The sequence below is a fragment of the Arthrobacter sp. WCS2018Hpa-7 genome (assembly GCF_031843805.1).
In the GTDB taxonomy this organism is placed as follows: Bacteria; Actinomycetota; Actinomycetes; order Actinomycetales; family Micrococcaceae; genus Arthrobacter.
Map to the genome: position 1 here is coordinate 201,609 of NZ_JAVTJB010000005.1, position 25,232 is coordinate 226,840.

Genomic DNA, 25,232 nt, shown 5'->3' on the forward strand with positions numbered 1-25,232 from the left:
GTCAGCCTCCTTGGACTGCGGTAACAAGTTCGAGTTCGTCTCCGTCGGCGAGCGCCGTTGCGGACCATTGGCTGCGCGGCACCACTTCGGAATTACGGGCGACGGCGACACCAAGCTTGCCGCCGTCGGCTGCCTGTCCGCGGTGGTCCAGGACGCGGCCGGTGACGGCTGTGACCAAGGTGCTGACTGAAGCGTCCTCCGGCACTGCGTGATCGGATCCGTTGAGTTTGATGTTCATGCTGTTTCCTTGCTGGGAGCGTGTGCCGGCGTGAGCGCCCGCGCTGTCGATGGAGTGGCCGTGAAGCGGTCCGGGCGGAATGGGGCCCACCGGGGGTCTGACGAGCCGTTGATCAGCCCGCCCACGATCCGCGCGGCCGCGGGCGTCAGGAGGACGCCATGCCGGAAGAATCCTGTGGCGATCACCAGGCCATCAACATCCCCGCTGGAACCGGCGACCCGTCCAAGCAGCGGGGCGTTGTCCGGGGTGCCGGGGCGGGCCCGGGCCGTCGCTTCGAGCAGTTCAAGTTCCGCCACCGCGGGGACTAATGCTTGGGCGTCCCGCAGCAACTGGTAGACGCCCCCGGCTGAGACCGCGTTGTGGGATGAGGACAGTCCGTCCTCGCGTTGGGTGGCCCCGATGACTACCGTGCCGTCGTCCCTGGGTACGATGTAGACGGGCACTCCGCGGACCATCCCTCGGACGGTGGAAGTGAGCAGGGGCCGGAGGTGTTCAGGCACCCGAAGCCTGAGGATGTCGCCATACACGGGCCGCACGGGAAGGCTGAGCCCGTCCGGCAGCCCCTCAAGGCCTGCCGCCCCCAGTCCGTTGGCGACCACCGTTTCTGTGGAGTGGACAGCGGCACCGGACGTGAGTTCCACGCCGGAGACCCGCCCTCGGTCCCACAGCAAGCGGAGCGCCGTCGAGGCCACGGCAAACCCGTCCCCAGCCCCCGAAACCCAGCTGGAGTCGCTGGCCGTGTGGCGTGCCAATCCTGACAGCAGGCATGCCGCGAGCTTCCGGGGATCAACCTGGTGATCGGCGGGAATATCGAAGGCACTGGAAATTTGTGGGCTGAGGAGGGGTTCGCGGTCCCGGGCGTCGCGCAACGACAGCGGCTCAACCCCGAGGCCTGACGCGAGCTGCACCGCACGGAGGTCTGCCAGCGCCCTGCGGTCCGCGGCGTCGGCACCCACGGCGATTGTCGGCGTCGTGCGGTATCCGGTGTCTTCTCCTCCGCGGGTCAGGCTTGCGGCGAAGGACGGCCAAAGCCGTGACGATTCCAGCATCAGCTCAAGGAGGTCTTCCTCCTGGTAATGCAATTCACTCACGGGGGCGAGCATTCCGGCGGCAGCGAATGTGGCTCCGGCAGCCGGTGCGGGATCGATCACCACCACTGAGCGGCCAAGTCGGCGTGCTTCGCTGGCGATGCCCAGACCGATGATGCCGCCACCAATGACAGCCACATCGGCATGCATGGAGGTTTGGCGGGGATCTGCCATTCCGGTTTCCTTCCCTACGCCGGTACTAGCCGGATCAGGTCAAGCGGTCGGCGCTGAAGCCCTCTCAGCCGGACAGTCATATAGCGAACGTCGCGGCTCCCGCAGTACGTGCCCAGTTTAGAGGAACTACTCTGGTTTCCATGACCCCGACTGATGCCCTCGCCACCGCCCGCCTGTATCTGTGCACTGATGCCCGGAAACGGCAGGGCGATTTTGAAGACTTTGTGGACGCTGCCTTTGAGGGCGGGGTGGACATCATCCAGCTGCGCGACAAGACCCTGGAAGCAGCCGAGGAATTGGAGCTGTTGGCGGTCCTGCAAGGAGTTGCGCAACGTCATGGACGGCTCTGGGCTGTCAACGATCGCGCCGATGTTGCCAGCGTTTCCGGGGCTCCGGTGTTTCACATCGGGCAAAAGGACCTGCCGTTGACGGTGGCTCGGACGTTGCTTCCGGAGCCCGTAACGATCGGCCTCTCCACCCACTCCCCCGAGCAGGTAAATGCCGCCATCGCAGCATCACCAGGACAGGGAGGCCTGGACTATTTCTGTGTAGGGCCCGTCTGGGCAACACCCACCAAACCCGGCCGGGAAGCCGTGGGCCTGGACCTGGTCACATATGCCGCAGAAGCGAGCAAGCGTGCAGATGAGACCACCGGCGGTGCCGTAAACCTGCCCTGGTTCGCCATTGGCGGGATCGATCTCAGCAATGTGGAGCAGGTACTGGCTGCCGGAGCCAGCCGGATTGTGGTGGTCCGCGCCATCACTGAAGCTGTGGATCCGACGACGGCGGCCAAGTCGCTGCTGAAAGCGCTGGACACCGTCTGAGCCTGGCCGCTTAAAGCCTTTCGGACATAAGCCCGGCCAAGCCGCTATGCAGTCAGGCCCAGGGCCGTCATCCGGCGTGAGTGCCGCTCGGCGAGCTCGCCCGTCAGTCTCTTGACTGCGGCGCGGGCATCTCCACCGCTTTTCAGTGTTGGCCCCAACTGTGGATGCTCCATGCCCACCCTCTGCGCCTGCGTCAGCGCTTCCCCCACCAGCCGGCGGCCCCACAACGCCAGTCGCGAGGCGAGTCGAGGGTCATCGGCCAAGGCCCGCCGCAGCAGGACTCGAAGTACCTCGGTTGCTTGGTCGGGAGAGGCAACCCGGTCCACGAACTGCTGTGTTGTTGGATCCAGGAAGGCAGCGACAGCCCGGTAGAAGTCCGAGGAGACGGTGTCGATGACGTATGCCTTCATCACGGATTCGAACCAGTCCCCGGGCTTGGTGCGTTCATGGAAGTGATCGAAGGAACGCTGGAACGGCAGCATGGCTTCCTCGGGATCGAGGCCCATTTCCGCTAGCCGATCGCTGAGCAGCGCGAAGTTTCCGTACGCGCCGACGGCAATTTTTGCCAGCACCGACCGGTCATGGAGCGTGGGGGCGTATCGGGAATCGAACGAAAGCCGGCCGAAAGCCGACAACTCGCCGTAGGCCATGGCACCCAGCAGTTCCGCGGCGAGTTGTCCGGCAGAAGGTGCCACGTCCCGGGAAGTGCCCATGATCCAAGACTATCCCCGGCTTTCCACATCCCGCCCGCGGAGATTTGCTGTTTGCCGCGCTGGTCCTACTAGGCTGATTGGAAGTGAGTTGACCGCCAGGCCTGCCGCAGGCCGCGTGTCCTCCTCCTCGCACCCACTCCCCTGAAGGATGTTCCATGAGTAACCCGAGCTACCCGCCCGCGCCCCACAACGGGAACGGCGCTCCACCAGTACCCCCTGCACCCGGTGCTTTCGGCAACCAGTACCAAGGCGGGCAGCAGACCTACCAGCCGGGCCCGGGTTCCAGCCCTTATGGCGCTCCCGGAATGGGCACTCCGGCCAAGTCCTTCATGGTCACCTGGATCCTGTCATTGCTTCTGGGTGGCCTCGGTGTCGACCGTTTTTACCTGGGAAAGATCGGCACCGGCATTGCCAAGCTGCTCACTGCGGGCGGACTCGGCATCTGGTCCATCGTGGACCTCATCATCACGCTGACCGGCAACGCGCGGGATAAGGAAGGCCGCCCGCTGCTGGGTTATCCCGAAAACAAGAAGAAGGCCTGGATCATCACGATCGTCGTATGGTTCGCCGGCCTGGTGGTTGGAATCGTGTCCACGGTGCTGTCCCTGACGCTGGTGGCTGCTGCGGTCCAAGGACAGGCCACCCCCGTCCCCGCCGTCCCGTCGGCCTCACAAGAGGCCCCCGCCCCTTCCCAGGGCCCTGCCGCCAACGGCAATTCCTTCGAGGTCACGGTGTCGGAGGGCAACACTGCCAAAGTCACCGTCCTTGACTCCGGATACACCACCGAAATCCCGGAAATGGCCTACATGAAGCCGCTCAATGGTGGTTTCCTCCTGCTGGAGGTTTCCTGGGAGACCACGGCCGGATCCAGCTTTGCCGCGCCCAGCAACTTCGACGCCTTTGATGCTGATGGCAAAGAGGGCGACCGGATCTTCCTTGACAGCGGCCTGGGCGCTCTGAGCTCCGGCGATGTCGCCGTCGGTGACGTACAGCAGGGCGTCATTGCCTTCGACATCAAGAACGGTCCCACCACAGTGGTCATCAACAATGACTTCGGGGACAAGGCAGCCACCTTCACTTTGACCCCGGCCAACTGACCGCCGATTTGGCCAGACCAGCTGTACCGAAAGCCCGTTGCCCGTTGTGGCAACGGGCTTTTGCGTGCGGCAGCCAAGACTATCCGCAGGTTTCGGGCTACGCTGATTTTCGTGTCACATCATCGGATAGCGCCCAACGTCGACGATTCGTCGGACCAGCTCGCTGCAGCCCTTGCGGCCTTGAGGTCGGAGTTGGAACTCCCCACTGCGTACCCGGCCGAGGCAGTCCAAGAGGCACAGCGGGCCGTGGAAAACCTCAAGCTTCCGGACCAGGACTTGCGGGAGATCCCCTTTGTGACCATCGACCCCGCTACGTCCACTGACCTGGACCAGGCGCTGTTCATTGATCGTGCCGGGGACGGCTACAAAGTCCTCTACGCCATCGCTGATGTTCCGTCCTTCGTGGCTCCCGGAGGGGCCTTGGATGCGGAGACCCGGCTGCGCGGACAAACGTTCTACGCCCCTGACGGGCGTATCCCCCTGCATCCGGAGGTCATCAGCGAAAACGCCGGCAGCCTGCTGGCGGAGCAGGACTGCAGCGCCTTTGTGTGGGACTTCGACCTCGACGCCAAGGCAGAAGTCCTGACCGTGGCCGTCGCCCGGGCCACTGTCCGCAGCCGGGCCAAGCTGAGCTACAAAGGCGCCCAACAACAGATCGATGACGGAACGGCCCCGCCCGTGCTGCAACTCCTGAAGGAAGTCGGGCTGAAGCGGGTAGAACTGGAAAGGCTGCGTGGGGGCGCCAGCCTGAATATGCCGGAACAGGAAATCGTCCAGGCGACCGACGGCGGCGGGTACAGGATCGCTGCGGCCCCGTCTTTGCCGGTGGAAGACTGGAACGCACAGATCTCGCTGATGACCGGAATGGCGGCCGCACAGCTGATGCTGGAAGGGAAAGTGGGCATCCTCCGCACCATGCCCGCCCCGGATGAACGTTCACTGCAACATTTCAAGCGGCAGACCACTGCGTTGGGCAAGCCGTGGGACGGCCAGGTCAGCTACGGCGAGTACTTGCGGACTTTGGATGCGTCAGACCCCAAACAACTGGCCATCCTGCACTCGGCCGGGACACTGTTCAGGGGCGCCGGGTACACGCCCTTCGACGGCGAAGTACCTGACACTGTGATCCAAGCGGCCATCGGGGCTCCCTACGCCCACACGACAGCACCGTTGCGACGCCTCATTGACAGATTTGTCCTGGTGATTTGCGAGGCCCTCAGCAACAACAAGGAAATCCCGCCTTGGGCCCGTGACGCCCTGCCCTCGTTGCCGGAGATCATGGCAGCCTCGGACCAAGTGGCTGGACGGCTTGAGCGGGCGGCACTGGACACCGTTGAAGCGGCACTGGTGGCCAACCACGTTGGCCAGGAGTTCGACGCCGTGGTGATTTCAGGGTCCAAGCCGTCCAATGGAAACAGCAACGGCAACGGCAACAGAACCAACGGCAACGGGAGCGGTCCGTACGGCGTCGTCCAGATCGCAGAACCGGCAGTCACCGCGCGCTGCGACGGCGAACTGGAGTCGGGGACCAAGGTCCGCGTACGCCTTGTCAAGGCGGATATCGCCAGCAGGGAGATCAGGTTCGAGCTGCAGCGCTGACGCCGTTGAACCCCTGATCCGGGCTTTATGGCTCCCAGAGGATAGACTGGGCCTGTAGTAATGGATGCCCGGTCGTTGATTCAGTTAATTTTTGAACTCAACAAGCCCGCCCCTACGCGATCTTGAGATGTACCAACTGGTCCCCAGTGCCAGTACTTAGATAGCCCGCGATCGGCTTCCACTGGATTTGCTTGCGCGCCCGTTCGTGCTCCGGTACGGCTCCGCCGCCGCCGTTGAGCACGCAGCGCCAATGCCTAAATGAATAAGGAAACTCCCTGTGAGTGAATTGCACACCCATGAAGTCCTGACCGACCCCACCGGAACCGAAATTCTCGAACCCGAGGAAACGATCGTCTCGGATGAAAAGCCCCACGAGATCGAAGAAAAGTCGTTCGCAGACTACAACGTCCGCGCTGACATTGTTGAGTCCTTGGCTGACGCCGGGATCACGCACCCCTTCCCCATCCAGGCGATGACCCTGCCGGTGGCCCTGAGCGGCCACGACATCATCGGCCAGGCCAAGACAGGCACCGGTAAAACGTTGGGCTTCGGCATCCCCGCGCTCCAGCGCGTGGCCGGCCGCGACGACGCCGGCTACGAAAAGCTTGCCGTCCCGGGTGCTCCCCAGGCCTTGGTGATTGTTCCCACGCGCGAACTCGCGGTGCAGGTAGCCAACGACCTCCAGACCGCCTCACGCAAGCGCAACGCCCGCATCGCCACCATCTATGGTGGCCGCGCCTACGAGCCGCAGGTCGATGCCCTGCAGAAGGGCGTCGAAATTGTTGTCGGCACCCCCGGGCGGCTGATCGACCTGTACAAGCAGAAGCATTTGAGCCTGAAGAACGTCAAGATGGTAATTCTTGACGAGGCTGACGAAATGCTGGACCTCGGCTTCCTTCCGGACGTTGAGACCCTGATCGCCGGCACCCCCGCCGTTCGGCAGACGTTGCTCTTCTCAGCGACGATGCCCGGCCCCGTGATCGCGATGGCTCGCCGGTACATGACGCAGCCCACCCACATCCGCGCTGCAGATCCGGACGACGAAGGCCTGACCAAGCGCGACATCCGTCAGCTGATCTACCGTGCGCACAGCATGGACAAGTCTGAAGTAGTGGCCCGCATCCTCCAGGCACGCGGCCGCGGACGGACCATCATCTTCACCAAGACCAAGCGCACTGCTGCCAAGGTTGCCGAGGAACTGGTTGACCGCGGATTTGCCGCTGCCGCCATCCACGGCGACCTCGGCCAGGGTGCCCGCGAGCAGGCCCTCCGGGCGTTCCGGAACAACAAGGTTGATGTCCTGGTGGCCACCGACGTCGCGGCCCGTGGCATCGACGTGGACGATGTCACGCATGTCATCAACTACCAGTGCGTGGAAGACGAAAAGATCTATCTGCACCGTGTCGGGCGTACCGGCCGCGCAGGCAACAAGGGCACAGCTGTCACTTTCGTCGACTGGGACGACATGCCGCGCTGGGGCCTGATCAACAAGGCACTCGGACTGAGCGTTCCGGAGCCGGTGGAGACGTACTCCTCCTCGCCGCACCTGTACGCAGACCTCGACATCCCCGAGGGCACCAAGGGCAGGTTGCCCCGCAACAAGCGTGTCCTGGCCGGCGTCGACGCGGAGGTCCTTGAGGACCTCGGCGAGACCGGCAAGAAGAACGCGCGCTCGGGCTCAAGCCGCGACGGCGGTCGCGAGGGCGGCCGTGGGCGTGACAACGGCCGTGACGGCGGACGCGGACGTCAAGCCAAGTCCGGCGACTCGGACTCCAGCGAATCCAAGGGCGAGGGCGGCCGCAACCGTACGCGCCGCCGTCGTACTTCCGATGCCGAAGCAGCCCCCGCTGCCGGTGCGTCGGAAACCCGCACGGCCACGGCGGACAACGCAGAAAAGCCTGCAAGGACGCGTCGTACCCGCACGCGCCGCCGCAACGGCGAAGTGGTTTCCGGGGAAACCACAGCTGCCCAGTCCGGCAGCGCCGAGGCCTAAAACTCTCAATGACTGAAAATGTTTGGGCGCCGGACGGCGGCAATTTGGTGGTGCACGCGGACAACGCGGAGTTCCTCCCTACGCTGCCGGACGGCGCCTTCACACTCATTTACGTCGACCCGCCCTTCAACACAGGCCGGGTACAGCGCCGCCAGGAAACCCGCATGGTCCGCAACGCGGACGGCGACGGCGACCGCGTCGGTTTCAAGGGCCGTTCCTACGACACCATCAAGGGTGCCCTTCACAGTTACGACGACGCCTTCAGCGATTACTGGTCCTTCCTGGAACCCAAACTCGTCGAGGCCTGGCGGCTCTTGTCAGACGACGGCACCCTGTACCTGCACCTCGATTACCGGGAGGTGCACTATGCCAAGGTGATGCTCGACGCCATCTTCGGCAGGGAGTGCTTCCTCAACGAGATCATCTGGGCCTACGACTACGGCGCACGCGCCAAGAACCGCTGGCCCACCAAGCACGACAACATTTTGGTGTACGTGAAGAACCCCACCAAGTACCACTTCGACAACGCAGAAGTGGACCGGGAACCGTACATGGCCCCCGGCCTGGTGACCCCTGCCAAACGCGAGCTCGGCAAGCTGCCCACTGATGTTTGGTGGCACACCATCGTTTCCCCTACAGGCCGTGAGAAGACCGGCTACCCTACGCAAAAACCCGAAGGCCTGGTCCGGAGGATCGTTGCCGCATCCAGCCGCGAAGGTGACTGGTGCCTCGATTTCTTCGCGGGATCAGGGACCCTCGGAGCCGTTGCAGCGAAGCTCGGCCGCAACTTTGTGTGTGTCGACCAGAACGAACAGGCCATCGAGGTCATGCGGAAACGGCTGGGCAGCAAGGCCATCTTCCACGAAATCCAGCCAACCAGCCTCTAGCCCGCATTGCCGGACCCGCTCAGGCGGCACCCTTGACGAAGGCCGTCACGGAGTCCGCAATCATCTGCACGGCAATGGCCGACAGAAGCAGGCCGGCAATCCGGGTGACAAGCTCCACGCCGTTTTCGCCCAGCACGCGCTGAACCACACCCGCGAAGCGCATCGCCAGGTACAACGAGCCGAGCACCACGGCAATCCCCAGCCCCACGGCCAGGTACTCGGACAGCTGGCTGGACTGCTGAACGAAGACCATCACGGCAACGATCGCACCAGGTCCTGCCATGAGTGGCGTCCCCAACGGAACGAACGCCACATTCTTGTACTTGCCCGCATTTTCCTCGCCGCTGGTGGAACCGGTCAGTAACTGCAGGGCAATGAGGACCAGCAGCAGCCCACCCGCGCCCTGCAAGGCCGCCAGCGAGATATGCATGTAATTGAGAATCGACTGGCCGAAGATCGCGAACACCACGATGACGCCGGTGGCCACCAGCAGTGCTTGGAAAGCGGAGCGGTTCCGGTCCTTGGCCGCCATCTGGGCCGTCAAGGACATGAAAATCGGGACGGTACCCGGTGGGTCCATGATCACGAACAGGGTGACGATCACCGAGGCGAGCAGCTGCAAATCCACTGAAGGACCCCTCTCAACGAACCACCGTGCTGCCTGTTGCCATCTCCTCAATCCGGGCCAACACCGCGGGCGAGGTGGTGTTCTCACCCAGCAGGTTCGGTTTCCCCGCTCCGTGATAGTCGGAGGATCCGGTGATGAGCAGTCCGTGCTCTGCAGCCAACGTGCGCAGGAAGTCGCGTCCATCCTCGGGGTTGTCACGATGTTCAACCTCAAGGCCCATGAGGCCGGCATCAATCATCTCCCGGTAGGTCCTCTCCCCTACGATGCGTCCCCTCGACGACGCCACGGGATGGGCGAAGACGGGAACGCCGCCTGCGGCACGGACAAGCTCGACGGCGACCGCCGGGTTGGGTGCGTAGTGCTGCACGAAGTATCGCGAGTGTGAGGTGAGGATGGAGGTGAATGCCTCCGAGCGGTCGGAGACGACGCCGGCAGCGACCAACGCATCCGCGATGTGGGGACGCCCCACGGTGGCACCTGGAGCTACGTGATGGATGACGTCGTCCCAGGTCAAGGGATAGTCCTCGGACAACAAGGTGACCATGTGCTCGGCACGGGTGAGCCGGGCATCCTTGGACTTGGTGATTTCCTCCAGCAGACCCGCATGGGCGGGGTCGTGCAGATAGCTCAGCAAGTGGACGCTGATGCCCTGTTCCGTCCGGCAGGAGATCTCCATTCCCGGAACAAAGGCGATGCCGTGTTCGCGGGCGGCTGCAGCGGCCGGATCCCAGCCATCCGTGGAGTCATGGTCGGTCAGCGCCACCGCGTCCAAGCCTGCTGTAACAGCAGAAATGATCACTCCGGCGGGTGTCTCGGTTCCGTCGGAAACGTTGGAGTGCGCATGCAGGTCTATCCTCACTTTCCCAGCCTAGGGGATGCGGGCGCGCTTGGCGGGTTGCGCCGTTGGCCTCCTCAACGAACTGGTGGGACGATGTAACGGTGAACGATGCCGAAAACACCCAAAACTCGTCCTCCCAGCCTCTGCAGGAGCGTGTCAACAACCGCTCGCAAAGGCCCACATCAGATGCCTTCAAAGCATTCATGGCCAGTAATTGGGCGCCGGCCCCGCAGGTGACCCCTGCGCGTGACGCCGTTGCCGACCATGCCGCCCGCCGCCGTCGTACCATCTCCGAACTGTTCAAGGGCGAACGGCTTGTTATCCCCGCAGGACCGCTGAAGGTCCGCTCCAACGACTGCGACTACCGCTTCCGCCCGCACTCCGGATTCGCCCACCTCACAGGTTTGGGTTTGGACCACGAGCCCGACGCCGTCCTCATCCTGGAGCCGGTTGCGGAAGGAAAGGGCGACGACGGCGGTCACCACACCGCGACGCTCTACTTCCGCCCGTTGGCCGGACGCGATACCGAACAGTTCTACGCGGACTCCCGCGCCGGCGAGTTCTGGATCGGCGCCCGTCCCACCCTGGCCGAATTCGAAGCCCGGCTGGGCCTGCCCACCGCGCACATCGCCGAACTGGAGATGGCCATCACCAAGAACGTGGGAGCACCCGAAATCGGTGGCATTTCCATTCGTTTGGTCCGCAAGGTGGACGAGAACATCGATGCCCTGGTGGACACCGCCCGGTACAACACTGCCAAGGATCCCGAAACACTGGACCTCGGTGAACTGGATGCCTTGGACGAAAAGCTCAGCGAAGCACTCTCCGAACTGCGCCTGATCAAGGACGAGTGGGAAATCGAGCAGATGAAGATCGCCGTGGCGGCAACCGTGGAGGGCTTCGCCGACGTCGTCCGCGCCCTTCCCCGCGCACTGACCCACAACCGCGGCGAGCGTGTTGTTGAAGGTGCCTTCTTTGCCCGCGCCCGTGAGGAAGGCAACGAGCTCGGCTACGACACCATTGCAGCGTCCGGCAACAACGCCACGGTCCTCCACTGGAACCGCAACTCGGGTACCGTCAACGCCGGCGAACTCCTGCTCCTGGATGCCGGAGTGGAAGCCGATTCCCTGTACACCGCGGATGTCACCCGCACCCTGCCTGCCACCGGCACGTTCACCGATATCCAGCGCAAAATCTACGAAGCCGTGCTGGACGCCGCCGACGCCGGATTCGCAGCTGCCCGGCCGGGCGTGAAGTTCCGCGACATCCACACCGCAGCCACCACGGTCCTGGCCGAACGCCTCGCCGAGTGGGGCCTGCTGCCCGTTTCCGTGGAAGAAGCCATCAGCCCCGAAGGCCAGCAGCACCGCCGTTGGATGCCGCACGGTACCAGCCACCACCTTGGCCTTGACGTCCACGACTGCGCCCAGGCCAAGCGCGAACTCTACCTCGAAGGAATCCTCACCGAGGGCATGGTATTCACCATCGAACCAGGCCTCTACTTCAAGAACGAGGACCTTGCCATTCCTGAGGAATACCGGGGAATCGGCGTCAGGATCGAAGACGACATCCTCATGACCGCAGACGGCCCGGTAAACCTCAGCGCCGCATTGCCGCGCAAGGCCGACGACGTCGAGTCATGGATGGCCGGCATCTACCAGGACGCGCAGGGCTAATCCCCCGCTTTCAACGACCACAGCACAAAGGGAAGGCCACCGGAGATCCGGTGGCCTTCCCTTTGTGCTGGCCACTGAAAACAGTGGCAGCGGCTCTACTGCTTGGACGAACCCTCGGAGCTGGACTGTTGTCCGTCTTCCTGCGGCGCGTTCTGCGGAGCGTTCTGGCCATCGGTGACGCGGACGCCGTACTGAGGACGACCGTCAGGGAGGTCCGGGTAGCGGACGGCTGCCGGTGCCGGGTTCGGTGTCGGCTGGGCAGCGGGCGCCGGGTTCCCGGCAGGAACGTTCTGTCCCTCCGGATTGCCCGCGGTGGATTCGGGGCCGCGCTGGCCATAGGGGTCGTTCCACGTGGAGGGCCGCTCGGGGGCTTGGCCGGGCTGCTGAAGCGGGGTGTTCTGGGGGTTGTAACTGGCGGGCTGCGCCGTAGCCGCCTGCGACGGGTTCATGGGCAGTTGCTGGAGCAACCGGCGGGCTTCGTGGGCTGCTTCCGCTGCAACGATGACATCATAATTGGTGGCCACTACCTGGCTGGTGGAGGTGAAGTCACGCTTTCCGCGCTGGGTGGCGTACGTGACGATCCCGAACAGCATGAAGAACGCGGCACCCATCAATACTGAGGTGATGATGGAGAACGGCCCACCTGCCGGGGTGAAGAAGGAGAGCATCACGCCAACGAAGAGGCCAAACCACATGCCGCTCAAGGCACCGGACAATGCCACCCGCGGATAGCTCAGGCGGCCGGTTACCCGTTCCACCATTTTGAGGTCGTTGCCCACGATCGACACCAGCTGCACAGGGAACTGCTGGTCCGCGAGGTAGTCCACCGCCTTTTGGGCATCCAAATACGAGGTGTACGAGCCCACCGTGTCACCTTGCGGGACGCTGCGGGATTCCTCAACGGCTTTGGGGGCACCAAAAATGTTAGACATAGCCCCATTGTGTCTCATGGACATGTGAACAGGCTGGAATTCAGCTAAAAGAGAGCAGACTCGGTAGCCTGTAAACATGAGCACACATCCTTCACGCGTCTTTGTCGCGCGCCTGCTCGGCTTGGACGTCTTCGACCCCCTGGGCGATCGTCTGGGCCGGTTGCGCGACGTCGTGGTGCTCTCCCGCGGGACCCGTGGGGCTCCGCACGTGGTGGGCATAGTGGTAGAAGTGCCAGGCAAAAAGCGTGTCTTTGTCCCCATGACACGCATTACCTCCATTGACCAGACACAGATCATTTGCACTGGCCTGGTCAATTTGCGCCGCTTCGAGCAGCGTGGCGCGGAAACACTGGTGGTTGCCGAGATGTTCGACCGCCGCGTGACTCTTGCCGACGGCAGCGGAGACGCCACCATTGAGGACATCGCAATGGACCAGCACCGGTCCAAGGACTGGTTCGTCAGCAAGCTGTTCGTCCGCCGCGGACACTCACTGTCACCGTTTGGCCGACTCCGCCGCAACGAGACGCTGATCATCGATTGGGCCGACGCCCAGACCGGCGCCCACAACGAGCCGCAGGCTGCCACGCAATTCGTTGCCACGCACGAAGACCTTAAACCCGCCGACTTTGCCGAAGCCCTTCAGGAAATGAGCGATAAGCGGCGTTTTGAAGTAGCCAGCGAGCTTCAGGATGAGCGTTTGGCGGACGTGCTCCAGGAACTCCCGGAGGACGACCAAGTGGAGATCCTCTCCGCCCTTGACGTGGAGAGGGCCGCGGACGTCCTCGAAGAGATGGACCCTGACGACGCCGCCGACCTCCTGGCCGAACTTCCCTCTGCCCAGGCCGAAGAGCTGCTGCAACTCATGGAACCCCAGGAAGCCGAAGACGTCCGCCGCCTCCTGGAGTACGACGAAGACACCGCCGGTGGCCTGATGACTCCAGTTCCGGTCATTTTGCCGCCGGAAGCAACCGTGGCCGAAGCGTTGGCCCATGTCCGCCGCGAGGAGCTCTCCCCCGCGCTGGCATCGTCAATCTTCATCGCGCGGCCTCCCTTGGAGACACCCACAGGGCGATTCCTGGGCGTGGTGCATATCCAGCAGCTCCTGCGATTCCCGCCGCCCGAACCGCTGGGCAACCTCGTTGACAAGAATCTGGAACCGCTCTCGGACCAGGCCCACATCAGCGAAGTCGCCCGCACCTTGGCCACGTACAACCTGAATTCCCTTCCAGTCGTTGACGACGACGGCCGCCTCGTGGGGGCGGTGACTGTTGATGACGTGCTGGATCACCTGTTGCCGGATGACTGGCGCGCCCACGAGGACGACGCCCCTATAAGGAAACTTGGAGGCCGCATTGGCTGATAACAACGCCACCCGATCCCCCAAGTCGGCAGGACGCTCAAGCAGCAGCCTCGACACCCCCCTGAGCGGCCGCCAGCGGATCCTGCCGAAGTTCTCTCCCAACCCGGACGCGTTCGGAAACGCAACTGAGGGCTTCGCGCGGTTCATGGGCACGCCAACGTTCCTCGTCTACATGACGGTGTTCTGTGTGTTCTGGCTTGCGTGGAACTCTTTCGCGCCCACTGACTGGCAGTTCGACCGCATGGAGCTGGGATTCACCCTGCTGACGCTGATGTTGTCCCTGCAGGCCTCCTATGCGGCACCGCTCCTGCTGTTGGCCCAAAACCGGCAGGATGACCGGGACCGTGTCTCTCTCCAGCAGGACCGCCAGCGCGCCGAACGAAACCTCTCCGACACCGAGTACCTGACACGGGAGCTGGCCTCCCTCCGCATCGCCCTGCGTGAAGTAGCCACCCGTGACTATGTCCGGACCGAACTCCGAAGCCTCCTCGAGGACATCATCGATGCCCAGGAAGAACTCCGCGAGAGTGAATCCGCCGCCGACGGCACGGAGTCTCCAGGCGAGAAGGTCAAGGAGAAACTGAAAGAGAAGCGCGACAAATCCCGTGGCCCCCGCACCCAGCAGATCCCCAAGGTCCGCCAGCCGCGAGCCACAGGACCACAGCACTCCACAGCAAAACCGTCGCCTGAAACTCCTGAAAGCCGAGCCTGACCGTATGAGCACCGCATCTGCCGAGGCGCTGCATGCTGCCTTGGCTACCGTCATCGATCCCGAACTCCGCCGCCCCATCACGGAGCTCGGAATGGTGGAATCGGTCTCCTCCGACGACACCGGCACAGTCCATGTCGCCGTCCTGTTGACCATTTCGGGCTGCCCGCTTCGGGAGACCATCACGCAGGACGCCACTGCGGCTTTGTCGCAGGTGGAGGGCGTCAAAGCCGTGGACGTGGAGCTGAAAGTCATGTCCCCTACACAGCGTGAAGCGCTCAAGGAACAGCTCCGCGGTCCAGGCGGCCAGCGCGGCATACCCTTCACCAAGCCGGGCTCCCTTACCAAGGTGTACGCCGTAGCCAGCGGAAAAGGCGGCGTGGGGAAGTCCTCGGTCACCGTCAACTTGGCGTGCGCACTGGCTGCCCAAGGTCTTCGGGTGGGCATCGTGGACGCTGACGTCCACGGTTTCTCGGTGCCTGCCTTGATGGGCATCACCCAAAAGCCCACCCAGGTGGATGACATGATCCTGCCGCCGGTGGCCTACGGCGTGAAGGTCATCTCCATTGGCATGTTCGTAGCAGGCAACCAGCCGGTGGCCTGGCGCGGCCCCATGCTGCACAGGGCCTTGGAACAATTCCTCACGGACGTCTATTTCGGCGACCTCGACGCCCTCTTCCTCGACCTGCCTCCCGGCACGGGCGACATCGCCATTTCCGTGGCCCAATTGTTGCCCAACGCCGAGATCCTTGTGGTGACCACGCCGCAGGCCGCTGCCGCCGACGTCGCTGAACGCGCTGGAACCATCGCCACGCAGACGGGCCAGAAAGTTGCCGGCGTCATCGAGAACATGTCTTTCCTGGAAATGCCCGACGGCAGCAGGATGGAGTTGTTCGGAAGCGGCGGAGGCGCCATCCTGGCCGAGCGGCTGAGTGCTGCCGTGGGCAGCGAGGTTCCTTTGTTGGGCCAGATCCCCTTGGATATCCGGCTGCGGGAAGGCGGTGACGCTGGGAAACCCGTGGTCCTGGCAGCACCCGAAACCGCCGCCGCGAAGGCTATGCAGGACGTGGCCTCAGCCTTGGCCTCACGGCCCCGCGGGTTGTCGGGACTATCCCTGGGGATCGAACCCCGCTGACACTTACCGCCCGCGAGGGCGGCACTATCAATAGGGTCAGGTTGCTTCGGTATCGAAGGGGGCAGCTTCGCCCTCAGCCAGCCGCTCGATGACCCGGGTGGGGGCCTTTGGCTTGGTCTCCGACACAGCCGCTGCAGCAGCCGTTGCGGCAACGGCAGGCGCTCCGGCACTCACCGGCTTGGTGTCGTCATCCAGCAGTGCATCCTTGATGATGCGCCGGGGATCGTATTGGCGGGGATCGTATTTCTTCCAGTCGACTTCATCGATATCGATGCCGACTTCTTCCTTGATCTGCTCACGGGCACCCGAAGCCATCCGACGGACTTCCTTGACCAGATTGGCAAGCTTTTGAGTGTATTCGGGCAAACGGCTGGGACCGATGACGAGTACGCCGATAATCAGAAGGAGTATGAACTCCGGGCCGTTGATTCCAAGCACGCTACGAAGATTACCTTGTCTGTGGTGTCGCTCATAAACCGGCGGGACGGAGAAGGGTCTGGAGCCCGCGAAGCAGCCTCGCATGCCAGGCTTCGGACAGCTCCTTGGGCTGGTCAGGCGCCATGGATTCGCCTGCCCGGACGATTTCCGGGACCGCGTCATCCGCCGTGTCGGCAGGGAGGTCCGAGGCATAGCTGATCACTGCAGCGGGCATGGTGTAGACGGCCCTCCACGGGCTCCCCTGCGAGACAGAAAGCCGCGCCGACGTCGTTGGTCCCTGAACGGACTGATCGGCCGCCAGATGCTCCTCCAGAATGGTGGCGTAGTGGCCGTTGCTTTCCAGCCTCATCTCCACCGCCGGGTGCCCGTTGTACATCATGCCGTGGGCGTAGACCACCGTGAAGCCCATTCCGGCCAGTTCAGGGCACGCCCACCCTTCTTCCCGCAGAGCGTCCAGCTGGGCAGCGCTCAGGCTGACGGTGCTGCCGGCCCGGAATGCCGGTACCGCCATGCTTTCCACAGGGTTTCCTGTCCACGCTCCGGCTAGTGCACCCACGTCGCTGGTTTCGGCACGGACCTGCTGGACGTCGTCACCGGCCACCACGTACGCGGACACGCCCAAGGCACCGGCACTGACAGCCAAGGTTCCGGCTGCGACGCCCGCAAGGCGAAGCCCCCGGCGGATGCCGCTGGACGAAGGCTTGGGAGCAAAGTCCTGGCCAGGCTCGTTGGCAAGACGCTCAGTATGCTGGATCAGTCGCGCGGCAAGGTCCTGGCTGGCTTCGGGCACCGAAGAACCCCGAAGTCGTTCAAGGTACTGCCGTTCCCGGCGAAGGGCGCTGCTGCAATCGGTGCATTCCTGAACATGGTCCGGGTTGCGGGTATGGCGCAGGGCAGCCAGTTTGCGCCGGGACAACAATCCCGGACGACGAGGATGTCGAGGCATCGACGTCCTAAAGGATGCTTGCGATGCGCGGCATCTTCAGGCGCGGCTTGCGGGCCTCTGCCGGACGGGGATCGCGGTGGGCGAGTTTTTCGCGCAGCATGGTCCTGCCACGGTGGATGCGGGACCTGACGGTTCCCAGCTTGACGCCGAGCGCCTCTGCAACCTCGTCGTAGGAGAGGCCTTCGAGGTCGCACAGCACGACGGCGGCGCGGAAATCAGGCGGCAGTTCTTCCAAGGCGCGCTGGACGTCCAGATCAAGGTTGTTGTGTTCGAAGCTCTGCTCCGGACCGGGTTCACGGCCGGGCAGGCGGGACTCTGCGTCCTCAGCGAGGGCATCGAAACGGATCCTGCTCTTGCGCCGGGCCTGGTCCAGGAACAGGTTGGTGGTGATGCGGTGCAACCAGCCGTCCAATGTTCCCGGTTTGAAGTTCTCCAGCGAACGGAACACCCGGACAAAGACCTCCTGGGTGAGGTCCTCGGCGTCGAACTTGTTGCCCGTCAAGCGATAGGCGAGGCGGTATACCTTGGCGGAGTGGTTGGAAACCACTTCCTCCCAGCTGGGCATGACCCAGTCGGCAACGCCGTCAATGCTTTCCGATGTCTGGACTGGCGCAGCATGCAATGCCGGCATCGTCCACTCCCCTCAAACTGTGGTTCACCGAGTCCCTCGGCGCCGGCCACCTCATGGATGATCGGACCATTATCATCCCAAGGTTGTCTGGGAATTTCCTGACTGGCGCGGGTTTTTCCCGCAGGGCTGAACACACCGCTGGACACAGCCGCGGGACGGCTGCCCAACAGCGGGTTTCCGTGTGCTTACACAGTAGTCTTGGTACAAACACCCCTACCCGCGGAAAGCGAAACCCTTCATGAGTGCCGACAAGTCAAGCAGCTGGTCCTATGCAGAAGATCTGCCTGCTGAGGATGACGTCTTGTTGCGCGCCAGGGAGCGGTCTTTCGAGCTGGGAGTCACCCCCATCAGCCCCGGTGTGGGCGCGGTGCTCACGGTTCTTGCTGCCGCATCGAAGGCACAGACAGTGGTTGAAGTCGGTTCGGGAGCCGGAGTGTCCGGGGTTTGCCTGCTCCGCGGTTTGAGCCCCCATGCCGTCCTGACCACCATCGACGTTGACGTCGAGCACCTCAAGGCGGCCAGGGAAGCATTTCTGGAATCCGGCAGCCCGGCCAACCGGACCCGCACCATTTCAGGCCGCGCGGCCGACGTCTTGCCGCGCTTGACGGATTCGGCCTATGACCTGGTCTTCATCGACGCCGACAAGCCCAACTTCCCCAAGTACGTGGAACAGGCCATCCGCCTGCTCAAGTCCGGCGGCACGCTGGTGATCAACGATGCCCTGGACAAAGACCGGGTAGCCAACCCGGCAGCACGCGACTCCACCACCGTGGTGCTGCGCCAGATCGGCAAGGCAATCCGCGACGACGATCGGCTCGCTTCGGCGATGCTGCCCACCGGCGATGGACTGCTGGTGGCCGTCAAGAGGTAGGGCGCCGGCCTTCTTAAACCAAAAAGCAGGGCCCCGGCTCAGCCGGGCCCTGCTTGGTAGATCTATCCGGTCACGCCTACGAGGCATTCCTTGAGGTTCTCCGCCTCAGCGGCGTTGAGCTCGACCACAAGCCGTCCCCCGCCTTCGAGCGGCACACGCATGATCAGGCTGCGTCCCTCTTTGGTAACTTCCATCGGGCCGTCGCCAGTACGTGGTTTCATCGCCGCCATTAGGAAAATCCCCTCCATTTGTCCCAAGTCACGCCCAACCCGGCCGGGCTGGATCCGCATCGCAATTGCGGCCGGCGGCAACGCTTGGGAGGCCGCCTTGGCCGGGCACTTTTAGGTGCTTTGTCCTTGCTCTTAGACCATTATCCCGTACTTAACCGTCCGTAGCGAATCAGCGCGCCATTTGTCCGGTCTTTGTACATATTGCTGTTCACCGGCAAAGCTGCACGTCAGGGCGGATAGTCGCCTCCCCCGGGCAGTTGGGCCCATGCCCACAGCCATACCACCCAGACAATCTGGAGCAGGATGAACATGGCCACCACGGTTCCCCGGTAGGCCTTGGATTTGGACAGCAGGGCCGCCCCGAGCGCCAGCGGGAACAGCGGGAGGAGCATACGGAAGGTGCTGGTTTGCGGGTGCAGGAAAACCAACAGATAACCCATGTAGCAGGCACACCACAGCCGCAGCTCAGTTCCGATGGCCCGTACCGGCCTGGACACCATCACCAGCACAAAGAGTCCGGCGAAGACGAACGGAGCCAGTACTCCCAGCACCGGCCCGAACAACATCCTGCCGGTATCAAACCAAGGTTTGAAGGGCACAAGGTCATGGCCACGCCACGCCGTTTCAGTGCGGGTGTAGGCCGCCGGATCACCTGTGACGGCCCATGCGATGGTGGGCCATGCCAGAGCCGCAAGACCCGTGGCGAACACGAGGACGGCCAGGGACACCAGGCTGCGCGTCGACGTCGGGTCTGTCGCTTTGCCGGCATTTCCTGCAGTGCCATCCGCCGGCAGCGCCGTTGGTGACTGCCGGAAGCGTTGCCACAACCGCCCCAGGAAAAGCAGCCCCAGCATGGCGGCAAAAGGCACCCCGGTGGGCCTGGACAGGCACATCAGGAGCACCACGGGAATGGCCGCAAAGTAGCGGCGCCTGACCACGAGCAACAGTGACGACGCCAGGAGCAGCAGGTTCAGCGACTCGGCATACGGGACCTGCAGGATGGCAGACACCGGAAATGTGGAAACGAAAATGACGCCCCACATGGCGGTACGACGGCCGGCGAACTCCCGGAAGAGCAAGTAAATGACCAAGGCTGCGCCGAGGCCCGCCAGCATCGCGATGGCCGTCAGCGCGGGCAAAGTCCCCATCCCGGTGATGGCGGACAAGCCCCGGCCCAGGAAGGGAAACAGTGCGTAGAACGCCCAGGCGTTTTCCTTGACTACGCCGTTGGCATCCACTGGAAGATCTGCTGGATAGCCTTTGTCTGCCGCCTCCTGGTACCAGCGCCCGTCCCAGATGGTGATGAAGTTCCAATAGTCCGGTGCCGGCGGAAACCACGGGCTGGTCCCCTGGTGAAGGGCTGCGGCCATGAAAATACACGCGCTGACAAGCCTGGCCCCCACGAAGACCAAGGAAACCTGGAGCCACCATGGCCACGCCGACATCCGTGCGGCCACAGCTGCGGCAGAGCGCGAAATCCGTTCCGTGGGCCCCTGCCCGGCCTTGCTCCGGGTCTCTGGGCTCACGGCTTGATCCGGCCGGGTTCGCCGTCCTCAAGCCGCGGCTGCGCCTGTGCGCTGAGTCGTTCGATCTCGTGGTCTTTGGCCTGCAACTGGTCCCGCAGGTCATCGAGGACCTGGTCAACCTGGTCCATGCGGTATCCCCTCAGCCCCAGGGCGAAACGCAGGGAATCGACGTCGGACGGCTTGGCCTTGGACGGCAGCACCACCGGAGGCAGGTTCGGTACGGGGTCGTCAAGGCCAGCACCCATCGAGCGTCCCCGGACAATCCCGGCTCCGAGGTACAGCACAGCGCCAATGAGGACAATCGCGAGGAACACCAGGAAAAAGCTCACAGGACCATCGTGCCAGAAACGGCCGGCTATTCCGGGCGCTGGTTTCCGTTGGGAGTAGGAGGCAGCGGCGCCCCGTGCAAAACGCGGTGCACGGCGTCCGCCGGGTCATCCACCAGTTGGATCAGGTCAAGGTCCTTTTCAGAGACCATGCCCTCCGCCACCAGGGTCTCCCGGATCCACTCGATCATGGGTCCCCAGAACCTGACCCCCAGGAGCACGATGGGGAACGAGGTCACCTTGCGGGTCTGCACCAGCACCATGGCTTCGAAAAGTTCATCCAGGGTGCCGAGGCCGCCAGGCAGGACCACGAAGCCCTGCGCGTACTTGACGAACATGGTTTTACGGGCGAAGAAATACCGGAAGTTGATGCCCAGGTCCACCCACTGGTTGAGTCCTTGCTCGAACGGCAGTTCGATGCCAAGGCCTACGGAGACTCCGTTGCCTTCCACGGCACCCTTGTTGGCCGCTTCCATGGAGCCCGGACCTCCACCGGTGATTACGGCGACGCCGGCTTCGGCGAGCTTTCGTCCGACGTCCACGGCCATGTCGTAGTACTCGGTTCCTGGCTTGGTCCGTGCGGAACCGAACACGCTGACAGCCGGGCCGAGGTCAGCAAGCGCTCCGAAGCCCTCCACGAACTCGCTCTGAATCCTCAGGACACGCCAGGGATCGGTGTGGATGAACTGCCCAGCGCCACTTGTATCCAGCAAATGTTGGTCTGACATCCCCGTATCCGCTTGTTTGCGGCGAAGCTCCAAGGAGCCCTTGTGCTTGGCCGGTGCGATGTCCGAGGGCAGGGGCACTTGGCTGGCCCTGACCTGGCCGTTGGCATCCGGGTGGGGAACTGGGTGCTGGCTGATGCTCATTGCCCAAGGCTAGCGCTTACAGCTGCCTGCTCCGTTGCTGCGACCCGGTTCTTGCATTGCAGTCTGGTATATCGCTGTGGGGCAGGTTTCTGTTCAGTCACGATCTTGAGGAAGTTGCCGTGACCGTGGTCATATTTGCTTCTTTGTTCGCTAGATTCGTCGTATGACTACTCAAGCGTCCGGCGATGCCCTCGTCTCCCTGAATGGCGTCAACAAGCATTACGGTCAACTGCACGTCCTCAAGGACATCAACCTTCAGGTCAAGAAGGGTGAAGTGGTAGTGGTAATCGGACCCTCCGGATCCGGTAAGTCCACACTGTGCCGTGCCATCAACCGTTTGGAAACCATCGACGACGGTGACATCGCCATCGACGGGAAGAAGCTTCCCGAAGAAGGCAAGGACCTCGCGCACCTGCGTGCCGACGTCGGCATGGTTTTTCAGTCGTTCAACCTGTTCGCCCACAAGACGATTCTTGAGAACGTCACGCTGGGCCCGATCAAGGTTAAGAAGGTGGCCAAGGGCACGGCTGATAAGGAGGCCATGGCCCTCCTTGAGCGCGTTGGCGTCGGGCACCAGGCCCCGAAGCTTCCCGCCCAGCTTTCCGGCGGCCAGCAGCAGCGTGTGGCAATTGCCCGTGCTCTTGCCATGAAGCCGAAGGTCATGTTGTTCGATGAGCCAACGTCCGCGTTGGACCCCGAAATGATCAACGAAGTCCTCGACGTCATGATCCAGTTGGCCAAAGAAGGCATGACCATGATCGTGGTCACCCACGAGATGGGCTTTGCCCGCAAGGCTGCAGATCGTGTGGTGTTCATGGCTGACGGCCAGATTGTGGAAGACGCAACCCCCGAGGAATTCTTCACCAACCCGAAGAGCACCCGCGCCAAGGACTTCCTGTCCAAGCTTTTGACCCACTAGCTCTTTACCGCCCGCACCCAGGCCGCAAAGACCGCACCCAGGCCGTACGACGGCCAATCTATGAAAGGAATGTCATGAAGGCTTTCATTACCCGGAGGAAATCACTCCTGGTGGCCGCTTCCGCAGCCCTCGCCCTGTCGCTGAGCGCATGTGGCGGCGGCACCACCACCACTCCCCCGGTTGCTTCGGCGAGCTTCGAGGCCGGCACCACGATGGAGAAGCTGAACAAGGCCCAGAAGATCACCATCGGCACCAAGTTTGACCAGCCGCTGTTCGGTCAGAAGGGCCTGGACGGCAAGCCTGTCGGTTTCGACGTCGAAATGGGCAAGGCAATTGCTGCCAAGCTGGGCATTCCCGCTGACAAGATCGAATGGGTAGAGACTGTCTCCCAGAACCGCGAATCGTTCATCGAGCAGGGCCGCGTTGACTTGGTCATCGCCACCTACACCATCAACGATGCCCGTAAGGAAAAGGTTGCCTTCGCCGGCCCGTACTACGAAGCCGGCCAGGCACTCCTGGTGAACAAGGACGACACCTCCATCACCAAGCCTGAGGATGTCAGCGGTAAGAAGGTCTGCTCCGTGACGGGTTCCACCCCGGCCAAGACCATCGCCGAGAAGTACGGCGCAGAGGTTGTCCCGGCTGCCACCTACACCGCTTGCCTGGAGCCGCTTCGCAACAAGCAGGTAGTTGCAGTGACCACGGACAACGTGATCCTCGCCGGCTACGTGGACAAGGAACCGGACGCTTTCAAGCTCGCTTCGGATGAAACCTTCACCAAGGAGCCCTACGGCATCGGCCTGAAGAAGGACGACACCGTCTTCCGCAACTGGATCAACGACCAGCTCGAGGCATTCCAGAAGGACGGCGACTACAAGAAGGCTTGGGAAGCCACTGCAGGCAAGGTCATCAAGACCACTCCTGAACTTCCGGCGATCAACCGCTACTAGTCGGGATCCGTTGGCTGCCGCCGTCCAAACCGGGCGGCGGCAGTTGACCGACTCCAGGACCCTGTTCCCTGATTAGCTGCAGCCAAAGGAAGCCATGGACGCCGTCATAGCAAGCCTCCCCGAATATTGGGACGGATTTCTCCGAACCCTTTATCTCTCCGTAATTTCAGGAATCATTGCCCTCATTGTCGGCACACTCCTGGCGGCCATGAGGGTTTCCCCCGTGGCTGCACTCCGCGGTTTCAGCATGTTCTATGTTGAGGTCGCACGTAACACCCCGTTGACCATCATTTTCTTCTTCGCAGCCATCGTTCTCCCCCGGCTGGGCGTCAAGTTCGAGCAATTCGAGGTTGCCGCCATCATCGCGCTGAGCAGTTACACGGCCGCCTTCATCGCCGAAGCCGTCCGTTCCGGTGTCAACAGCGTGCCGGTGGGCCAAGCAGAAGCTGCCCGCAGTATCGGCATGACCTTTACCCAGGTCCTGGGCTTCATTGTCCTCCCCCAGGCCGTCCGTACGGTCATACCCCCGTTGATCAACATCCTGATCGCCTTGGTCAAGAACTCTTCGGTGGCCGGTGCGTTCTTCGTCCTCGAGCTTTTCGGCTACGGCCGCCAGCTCTCCAACGACTACGGTGACCAAGTCCTCTGGATCCTGCTCGGGGTGGCCTTCTTCTACCTCCTGATCACGGTGCCCCTTGGCCTTCTGGCGCACTTTGTCGAACGAAAGGTGGCGATTGCCCGATGACCTCGGTCCTGTACGACGTCCCCGGGCCCAAAGCCCGCCTTTACTCGCTCCTGGGATCCGCAGCCGGAATCCTGATCATCCTCGGTGTCCTGGCCATTGCAGTCACCACGCTGGCCCAGCAAGGCATTTTCGACGCCGACCGTTGGGTGATCTTCTATGGCCCCTTGGCTCCGGATGTCTGGAGCCTGATCGGCCAAGGCATCCTCTCCACGCTGGCCGCAGCTGCAGTCGCTGCAGTTATTGCCTTCCCCTTGGGCATTGCGCTCTGCCTGTTGAGGATCTCCCTGATCGCCTGGATCCGCATACCCACCCAGGTGGTTCTCGAGTTCCTCCGCGGCATGCCCGTGGTCCTCATGATGTTGTTCGTCCTGCTGGTCTTCGCAACCGGTCAGTTCCAGGCAGTGGTGGTGGGCTTGACGCTCTACAACGCCGCCATCTTTGCCGAAATCCTCCGTGCAGGCATCCAGTCGCTGCCCAAGGGTCAACGCGAAGCCGGACTGGCCATTGGCTTGCGAAGCTTCCAGTCGCGGATGTCCATCGAGTTCCCGCAGGCTGTCCGCCGGATGCTGCCCTCGCTGGTCGCCCAGCTGGTGGTCCTGCTCAAGGACACGTCGCTTGGCTACATCGTGGGCTATGAGGAACTCCTGCGGAAGATCCAGATCATGGCCGACTTCCTGGGTCCGGACTTCCTGTTCCCGGCTTTCTTCGTCGGTGCCGCGATCTATATCCTGATCAACCTGACCGTGTCACGGATTGCGATCATGATTGAGCGCCGCGGTTCCAAGAAGGCCGCCGGTGGCGTGGCTCCGCCCAGTCTCCGGACCGGGCTCGTGGTGGGCGGTAACGATCCCATCGCCAAGGACTCCATCGAAGGCCCCAACAAGGCTTAG

At 63.1% G+C, this 25,232-nt stretch carries 27 protein-coding genes and 1 riboswitch; of the genes, 14 read left to right on the top strand and 13 right to left on the bottom strand.

Features of this window, described 5'->3' with window-relative positions; translation table 11 throughout:
* Position 1: 1 nt before the first annotated feature.
* On the bottom strand, positions 2-238 hold the full coding sequence (thiS, locus tag RQH14_RS08155) for a sulfur carrier protein ThiS (protein ID WP_089595669.1): 237 nt from the start codon (positions 236-238) through the stop codon (positions 2-4).
* On the bottom strand, positions 235-1,500 hold the full coding sequence (gene thiO, locus RQH14_RS08160) for a glycine oxidase ThiO (protein WP_311212798.1): 1,266 nt from the start codon (positions 1,498-1,500) through the stop codon (positions 235-237). Before thiO ends, thiS begins: the two co-directional genes overlap by 4 nt.
* A riboswitch (TPP riboswitch) is annotated at positions 1,495-1,613 on the bottom strand. It overlaps the preceding gene by 6 nt.
* A 27-nt stretch (positions 1,614-1,640) precedes the next feature.
* On the opposite strand from thiO, the gene thiE reads away from it, so the two are divergent.
* A complete protein-coding gene (thiE, locus tag RQH14_RS08165) occupies positions 1,641-2,324 on the top strand; it encodes a thiamine phosphate synthase (RefSeq protein ID WP_311212799.1) in 684 nt (227 codons plus the stop codon).
* Between the two features lie 44 nt (positions 2,325-2,368).
* On the opposite strand, the gene RQH14_RS08170 is transcribed toward thiE, so the two are convergent.
* On the bottom strand, positions 2,369-3,037 hold the full coding sequence (locus tag RQH14_RS08170; RefSeq protein WP_311212800.1) for a ferritin-like fold-containing protein: 669 nt from the start codon (positions 3,035-3,037) through the stop codon (positions 2,369-2,371).
* A gap of 155 nt (positions 3,038-3,192) precedes the next feature.
* Between RQH14_RS08170 and RQH14_RS08175 the strand changes: the two genes are divergently transcribed.
* From RQH14_RS08175 to RQH14_RS08190, 4 genes are all read left to right on the top strand, one after another.
* A complete protein-coding gene (locus RQH14_RS08175) occupies positions 3,193-4,134 on the top strand; it encodes a TM2 domain-containing protein (RefSeq protein ID WP_311212801.1) in 942 nt (313 codons plus the stop codon).
* Between the two features lie 111 nt (positions 4,135-4,245).
* Positions 4,246-5,733: an RNB domain-containing ribonuclease gene (locus RQH14_RS08180; RefSeq protein ID WP_311212802.1), complete on the top strand. Its 1,488-nt coding sequence runs from the start codon at positions 4,246-4,248 to the stop codon at positions 5,731-5,733.
* A 277-nt stretch (positions 5,734-6,010) separates the two neighbouring features.
* Entirely contained in the window at positions 6,011-7,726 is a 1,716-nt protein-coding gene (locus RQH14_RS08185; protein ID WP_311212803.1) for a DEAD/DEAH box helicase, read from the top strand.
* Positions 7,727-7,734: 8 nt separating this feature from the next.
* Positions 7,735-8,613: a DNA methyltransferase gene (locus RQH14_RS08190; RefSeq protein ID WP_311212804.1), complete on the top strand. Its 879-nt coding sequence runs from the start codon at positions 7,735-7,737 to the stop codon at positions 8,611-8,613.
* A 19-nt stretch (positions 8,614-8,632) separates the two neighbouring features.
* Here the strand turns inward: RQH14_RS08190 and RQH14_RS08195 are convergent, their stop codons facing one another.
* Together RQH14_RS08195 and RQH14_RS08200 are read right to left on the bottom strand one after the other, a co-directional pair.
* The gene (locus RQH14_RS08195; protein WP_311212805.1) at positions 8,633-9,241 is read right to left on the bottom strand and encodes a MarC family protein; all 609 of its coding nucleotides are present in this window, start codon (positions 9,239-9,241) and stop codon (positions 8,633-8,635) included.
* A gap of 13 nt (positions 9,242-9,254) precedes the next feature.
* Positions 9,255-10,100, bottom strand: coding sequence for a PHP domain-containing protein (locus RQH14_RS08200; RefSeq protein WP_311212806.1), 846 nt, complete (start codon positions 10,098-10,100; stop codon positions 9,255-9,257).
* A gap of 80 nt (positions 10,101-10,180) precedes the next feature.
* Here RQH14_RS08200 and RQH14_RS08205 point away from each other — a divergent pair, with 80 nt between their 5' ends.
* Positions 10,181-11,755: an aminopeptidase P family protein gene (locus RQH14_RS08205; RefSeq protein WP_311212807.1), complete on the top strand. Its 1,575-nt coding sequence runs from the start codon at positions 10,181-10,183 to the stop codon at positions 11,753-11,755.
* A 95-nt stretch (positions 11,756-11,850) separates the two neighbouring features.
* Here the strand turns inward: RQH14_RS08205 and RQH14_RS08210 are convergent, their stop codons facing one another.
* Positions 11,851-12,687: a general stress protein gene (locus RQH14_RS08210; protein ID WP_311212808.1), complete on the bottom strand. Its 837-nt coding sequence runs from the start codon at positions 12,685-12,687 to the stop codon at positions 11,851-11,853.
* Positions 12,688-12,763: 76 nt separating this feature from the next.
* Between RQH14_RS08210 and RQH14_RS08215 the strand changes: the two genes are divergently transcribed.
* From RQH14_RS08215 to RQH14_RS08225, 3 genes are read left to right on the top strand one after another with little or no spacing between them, the layout of a single operon-like run.
* The gene (locus RQH14_RS08215) at positions 12,764-14,047 is read left to right on the top strand and encodes a magnesium transporter MgtE N-terminal domain-containing protein (protein ID WP_011775428.1); all 1,284 of its coding nucleotides are present in this window, start codon (positions 12,764-12,766) and stop codon (positions 14,045-14,047) included.
* Complete coding sequence (locus tag RQH14_RS08220; protein WP_311212809.1) at positions 14,028-14,759, top strand: DUF1003 domain-containing protein; 732 nt, start codon at positions 14,028-14,030, stop codon at positions 14,757-14,759. The genes RQH14_RS08215 and RQH14_RS08220 overlap by 20 nt, the downstream gene beginning before the upstream one ends.
* Before the next feature lie 4 nt (positions 14,760-14,763).
* The gene (locus RQH14_RS08225; protein ID WP_311212810.1) at positions 14,764-15,891 is read left to right on the top strand and encodes a P-loop NTPase; all 1,128 of its coding nucleotides are present in this window, start codon (positions 14,764-14,766) and stop codon (positions 15,889-15,891) included.
* Positions 15,892-15,927: 36 nt separating this feature from the next.
* Here RQH14_RS08225 and RQH14_RS08230 read toward each other — a convergent pair whose 3' ends face one another.
* Genes RQH14_RS08230 through sigE form a run of 3 tightly spaced genes read right to left on the bottom strand, consistent with a single transcriptional unit; the run spans position 15,928 to position 17,906 of the window.
* A complete protein-coding gene (locus RQH14_RS08230) occupies positions 15,928-16,329 on the bottom strand; it encodes a Sec-independent protein translocase TatB (RefSeq protein WP_311212811.1) in 402 nt (133 codons plus the stop codon).
* 31 nt (positions 16,330-16,360) lie between these two features.
* The gene (locus RQH14_RS08235) at positions 16,361-17,275 is read right to left on the bottom strand and encodes a hypothetical protein (protein WP_311212812.1); all 915 of its coding nucleotides are present in this window, start codon (positions 17,273-17,275) and stop codon (positions 16,361-16,363) included.
* Between the two features lie 7 nt (positions 17,276-17,282).
* The gene (gene sigE, locus RQH14_RS08240; RefSeq protein WP_311212813.1) at positions 17,283-17,906 is read right to left on the bottom strand and encodes an RNA polymerase sigma factor SigE; all 624 of its coding nucleotides are present in this window, start codon (positions 17,904-17,906) and stop codon (positions 17,283-17,285) included.
* A 238-nt stretch (positions 17,907-18,144) separates the two neighbouring features.
* Between sigE and RQH14_RS08245 the strand changes: the two genes are divergently transcribed.
* Positions 18,145-18,777 (top strand): O-methyltransferase, encoded by a 633-nt coding sequence (locus RQH14_RS08245; RefSeq protein WP_311212814.1) that lies wholly within the window; start codon positions 18,145-18,147, stop codon positions 18,775-18,777.
* A gap of 62 nt (positions 18,778-18,839) precedes the next feature.
* Here RQH14_RS08245 and RQH14_RS08250 read toward each other — a convergent pair whose 3' ends face one another.
* From RQH14_RS08250 to RQH14_RS08265, 4 genes are all read right to left on the bottom strand, one after another.
* Positions 18,840-19,007 (bottom strand): DUF3117 domain-containing protein, encoded by a 168-nt coding sequence (locus tag RQH14_RS08250; RefSeq protein WP_089595685.1) that lies wholly within the window; start codon positions 19,005-19,007, stop codon positions 18,840-18,842.
* Between the two features lie 227 nt (positions 19,008-19,234).
* Positions 19,235-20,452: a hypothetical protein gene (locus RQH14_RS08255; RefSeq protein WP_311212873.1), complete on the bottom strand. Its 1,218-nt coding sequence runs from the start codon at positions 20,450-20,452 to the stop codon at positions 19,235-19,237.
* Between the two features lie 77 nt (positions 20,453-20,529).
* Entirely contained in the window at positions 20,530-20,862 is a 333-nt protein-coding gene (locus RQH14_RS08260) for a DivIVA domain-containing protein (protein WP_311212815.1), read from the bottom strand.
* A 26-nt stretch (positions 20,863-20,888) separates the two neighbouring features.
* Positions 20,889-21,728 (bottom strand): TIGR00730 family Rossman fold protein, encoded by an 840-nt coding sequence (locus tag RQH14_RS08265; RefSeq protein WP_311212816.1) that lies wholly within the window; start codon positions 21,726-21,728, stop codon positions 20,889-20,891.
* Positions 21,729-21,891: 163 nt separating this feature from the next.
* Between RQH14_RS08265 and RQH14_RS08270 the strand changes: the two genes are divergently transcribed.
* The 4 genes from RQH14_RS08270 (at position 21,892) to RQH14_RS08285 (ending at position 25,232) form a co-directional block, all read left to right on the top strand.
* Positions 21,892-22,647 carry an amino acid ABC transporter ATP-binding protein gene (locus tag RQH14_RS08270; protein WP_062072913.1) on the top strand — a complete coding sequence of 252 codons (756 nt, stop codon included), beginning with the start codon at positions 21,892-21,894 and terminating at the stop codon, positions 22,645-22,647.
* 74 nt (positions 22,648-22,721) lie between these two features.
* Positions 22,722-23,597, top strand: a complete 876-nt coding sequence (locus tag RQH14_RS08275) for a glutamate ABC transporter substrate-binding protein (protein WP_311212817.1) — start codon at positions 22,722-22,724, stop codon at positions 23,595-23,597.
* Positions 23,598-23,691: 94 nt separating this feature from the next.
* Positions 23,692-24,342: an amino acid ABC transporter permease gene (locus RQH14_RS08280; protein WP_172322943.1), complete on the top strand. Its 651-nt coding sequence runs from the start codon at positions 23,692-23,694 to the stop codon at positions 24,340-24,342.
* Positions 24,339-25,232, top strand: a complete 894-nt coding sequence (locus RQH14_RS08285; RefSeq protein WP_311212818.1) for an amino acid ABC transporter permease — start codon at positions 24,339-24,341, stop codon at positions 25,230-25,232. The genes RQH14_RS08280 and RQH14_RS08285 overlap by 4 nt, the downstream gene beginning before the upstream one ends.

Coding starts and splice junctions, on each gene's coding strand:
- sigE (WP_311212813.1), bottom strand. CDS start 17,906: ATGCCGGCATTGCATGCTGCGCCAGTCCAGACATCGGAAAGCATTGAC.
- RQH14_RS08175 (WP_311212801.1), top strand. CDS start 3,193: ATGAGTAACCCGAGCTACCCGCCCGCGCCCCACAACGGGAACGGCGCT.
- thiE (WP_311212799.1), top strand. CDS start 1,641: ATGACCCCGACTGATGCCCTCGCCACCGCCCGCCTGTATCTGTGCACT.
- RQH14_RS08255 (WP_311212873.1), bottom strand. CDS start 20,452: ATGTCGGCGTGGCCATGGTGGCTCCAGGTTTCCTTGGTCTTCGTGGGG.
- RQH14_RS08275 (WP_311212817.1), top strand. CDS start 22,722: ATGAAGGCTTTCATTACCCGGAGGAAATCACTCCTGGTGGCCGCTTCC.
- RQH14_RS08170 (WP_311212800.1), bottom strand. CDS start 3,037: ATGGGCACTTCCCGGGACGTGGCACCTTCTGCCGGACAACTCGCCGCG.
- RQH14_RS08235 (WP_311212812.1), bottom strand. CDS start 17,275: ATGCCTCGACATCCTCGTCGTCCGGGATTGTTGTCCCGGCGCAAACTG.
- thiS (WP_089595669.1), bottom strand. CDS start 238: ATGAACATCAAACTCAACGGATCCGATCACGCAGTGCCGGAGGACGCT.
- RQH14_RS08250 (WP_089595685.1), bottom strand. CDS start 19,007: ATGGCGGCGATGAAACCACGTACTGGCGACGGCCCGATGGAAGTTACC.
- RQH14_RS08225 (WP_311212810.1), top strand. CDS start 14,764: ATGAGCACCGCATCTGCCGAGGCGCTGCATGCTGCCTTGGCTACCGTC.
- RQH14_RS08280 (WP_172322943.1), top strand. CDS start 23,692: ATGGACGCCGTCATAGCAAGCCTCCCCGAATATTGGGACGGATTTCTC.
- RQH14_RS08190 (WP_311212804.1), top strand. CDS start 7,735: ATGACTGAAAATGTTTGGGCGCCGGACGGCGGCAATTTGGTGGTGCAC.
- RQH14_RS08265 (WP_311212816.1), bottom strand. CDS start 21,728: ATGAGCATCAGCCAGCACCCAGTTCCCCACCCGGATGCCAACGGCCAG.
- RQH14_RS08285 (WP_311212818.1), top strand. CDS start 24,339: ATGACCTCGGTCCTGTACGACGTCCCCGGGCCCAAAGCCCGCCTTTAC.
- RQH14_RS08210 (WP_311212808.1), bottom strand. CDS start 12,687: ATGTCTAACATTTTTGGTGCCCCCAAAGCCGTTGAGGAATCCCGCAGC.
- RQH14_RS08270 (WP_062072913.1), top strand. CDS start 21,892: ATGACTACTCAAGCGTCCGGCGATGCCCTCGTCTCCCTGAATGGCGTC.
- RQH14_RS08245 (WP_311212814.1), top strand. CDS start 18,145: ATGAGTGCCGACAAGTCAAGCAGCTGGTCCTATGCAGAAGATCTGCCT.
- RQH14_RS08215 (WP_011775428.1), top strand. CDS start 12,764: ATGAGCACACATCCTTCACGCGTCTTTGTCGCGCGCCTGCTCGGCTTG.
- thiO (WP_311212798.1), bottom strand. CDS start 1,500: ATGGCAGATCCCCGCCAAACCTCCATGCATGCCGATGTGGCTGTCATT.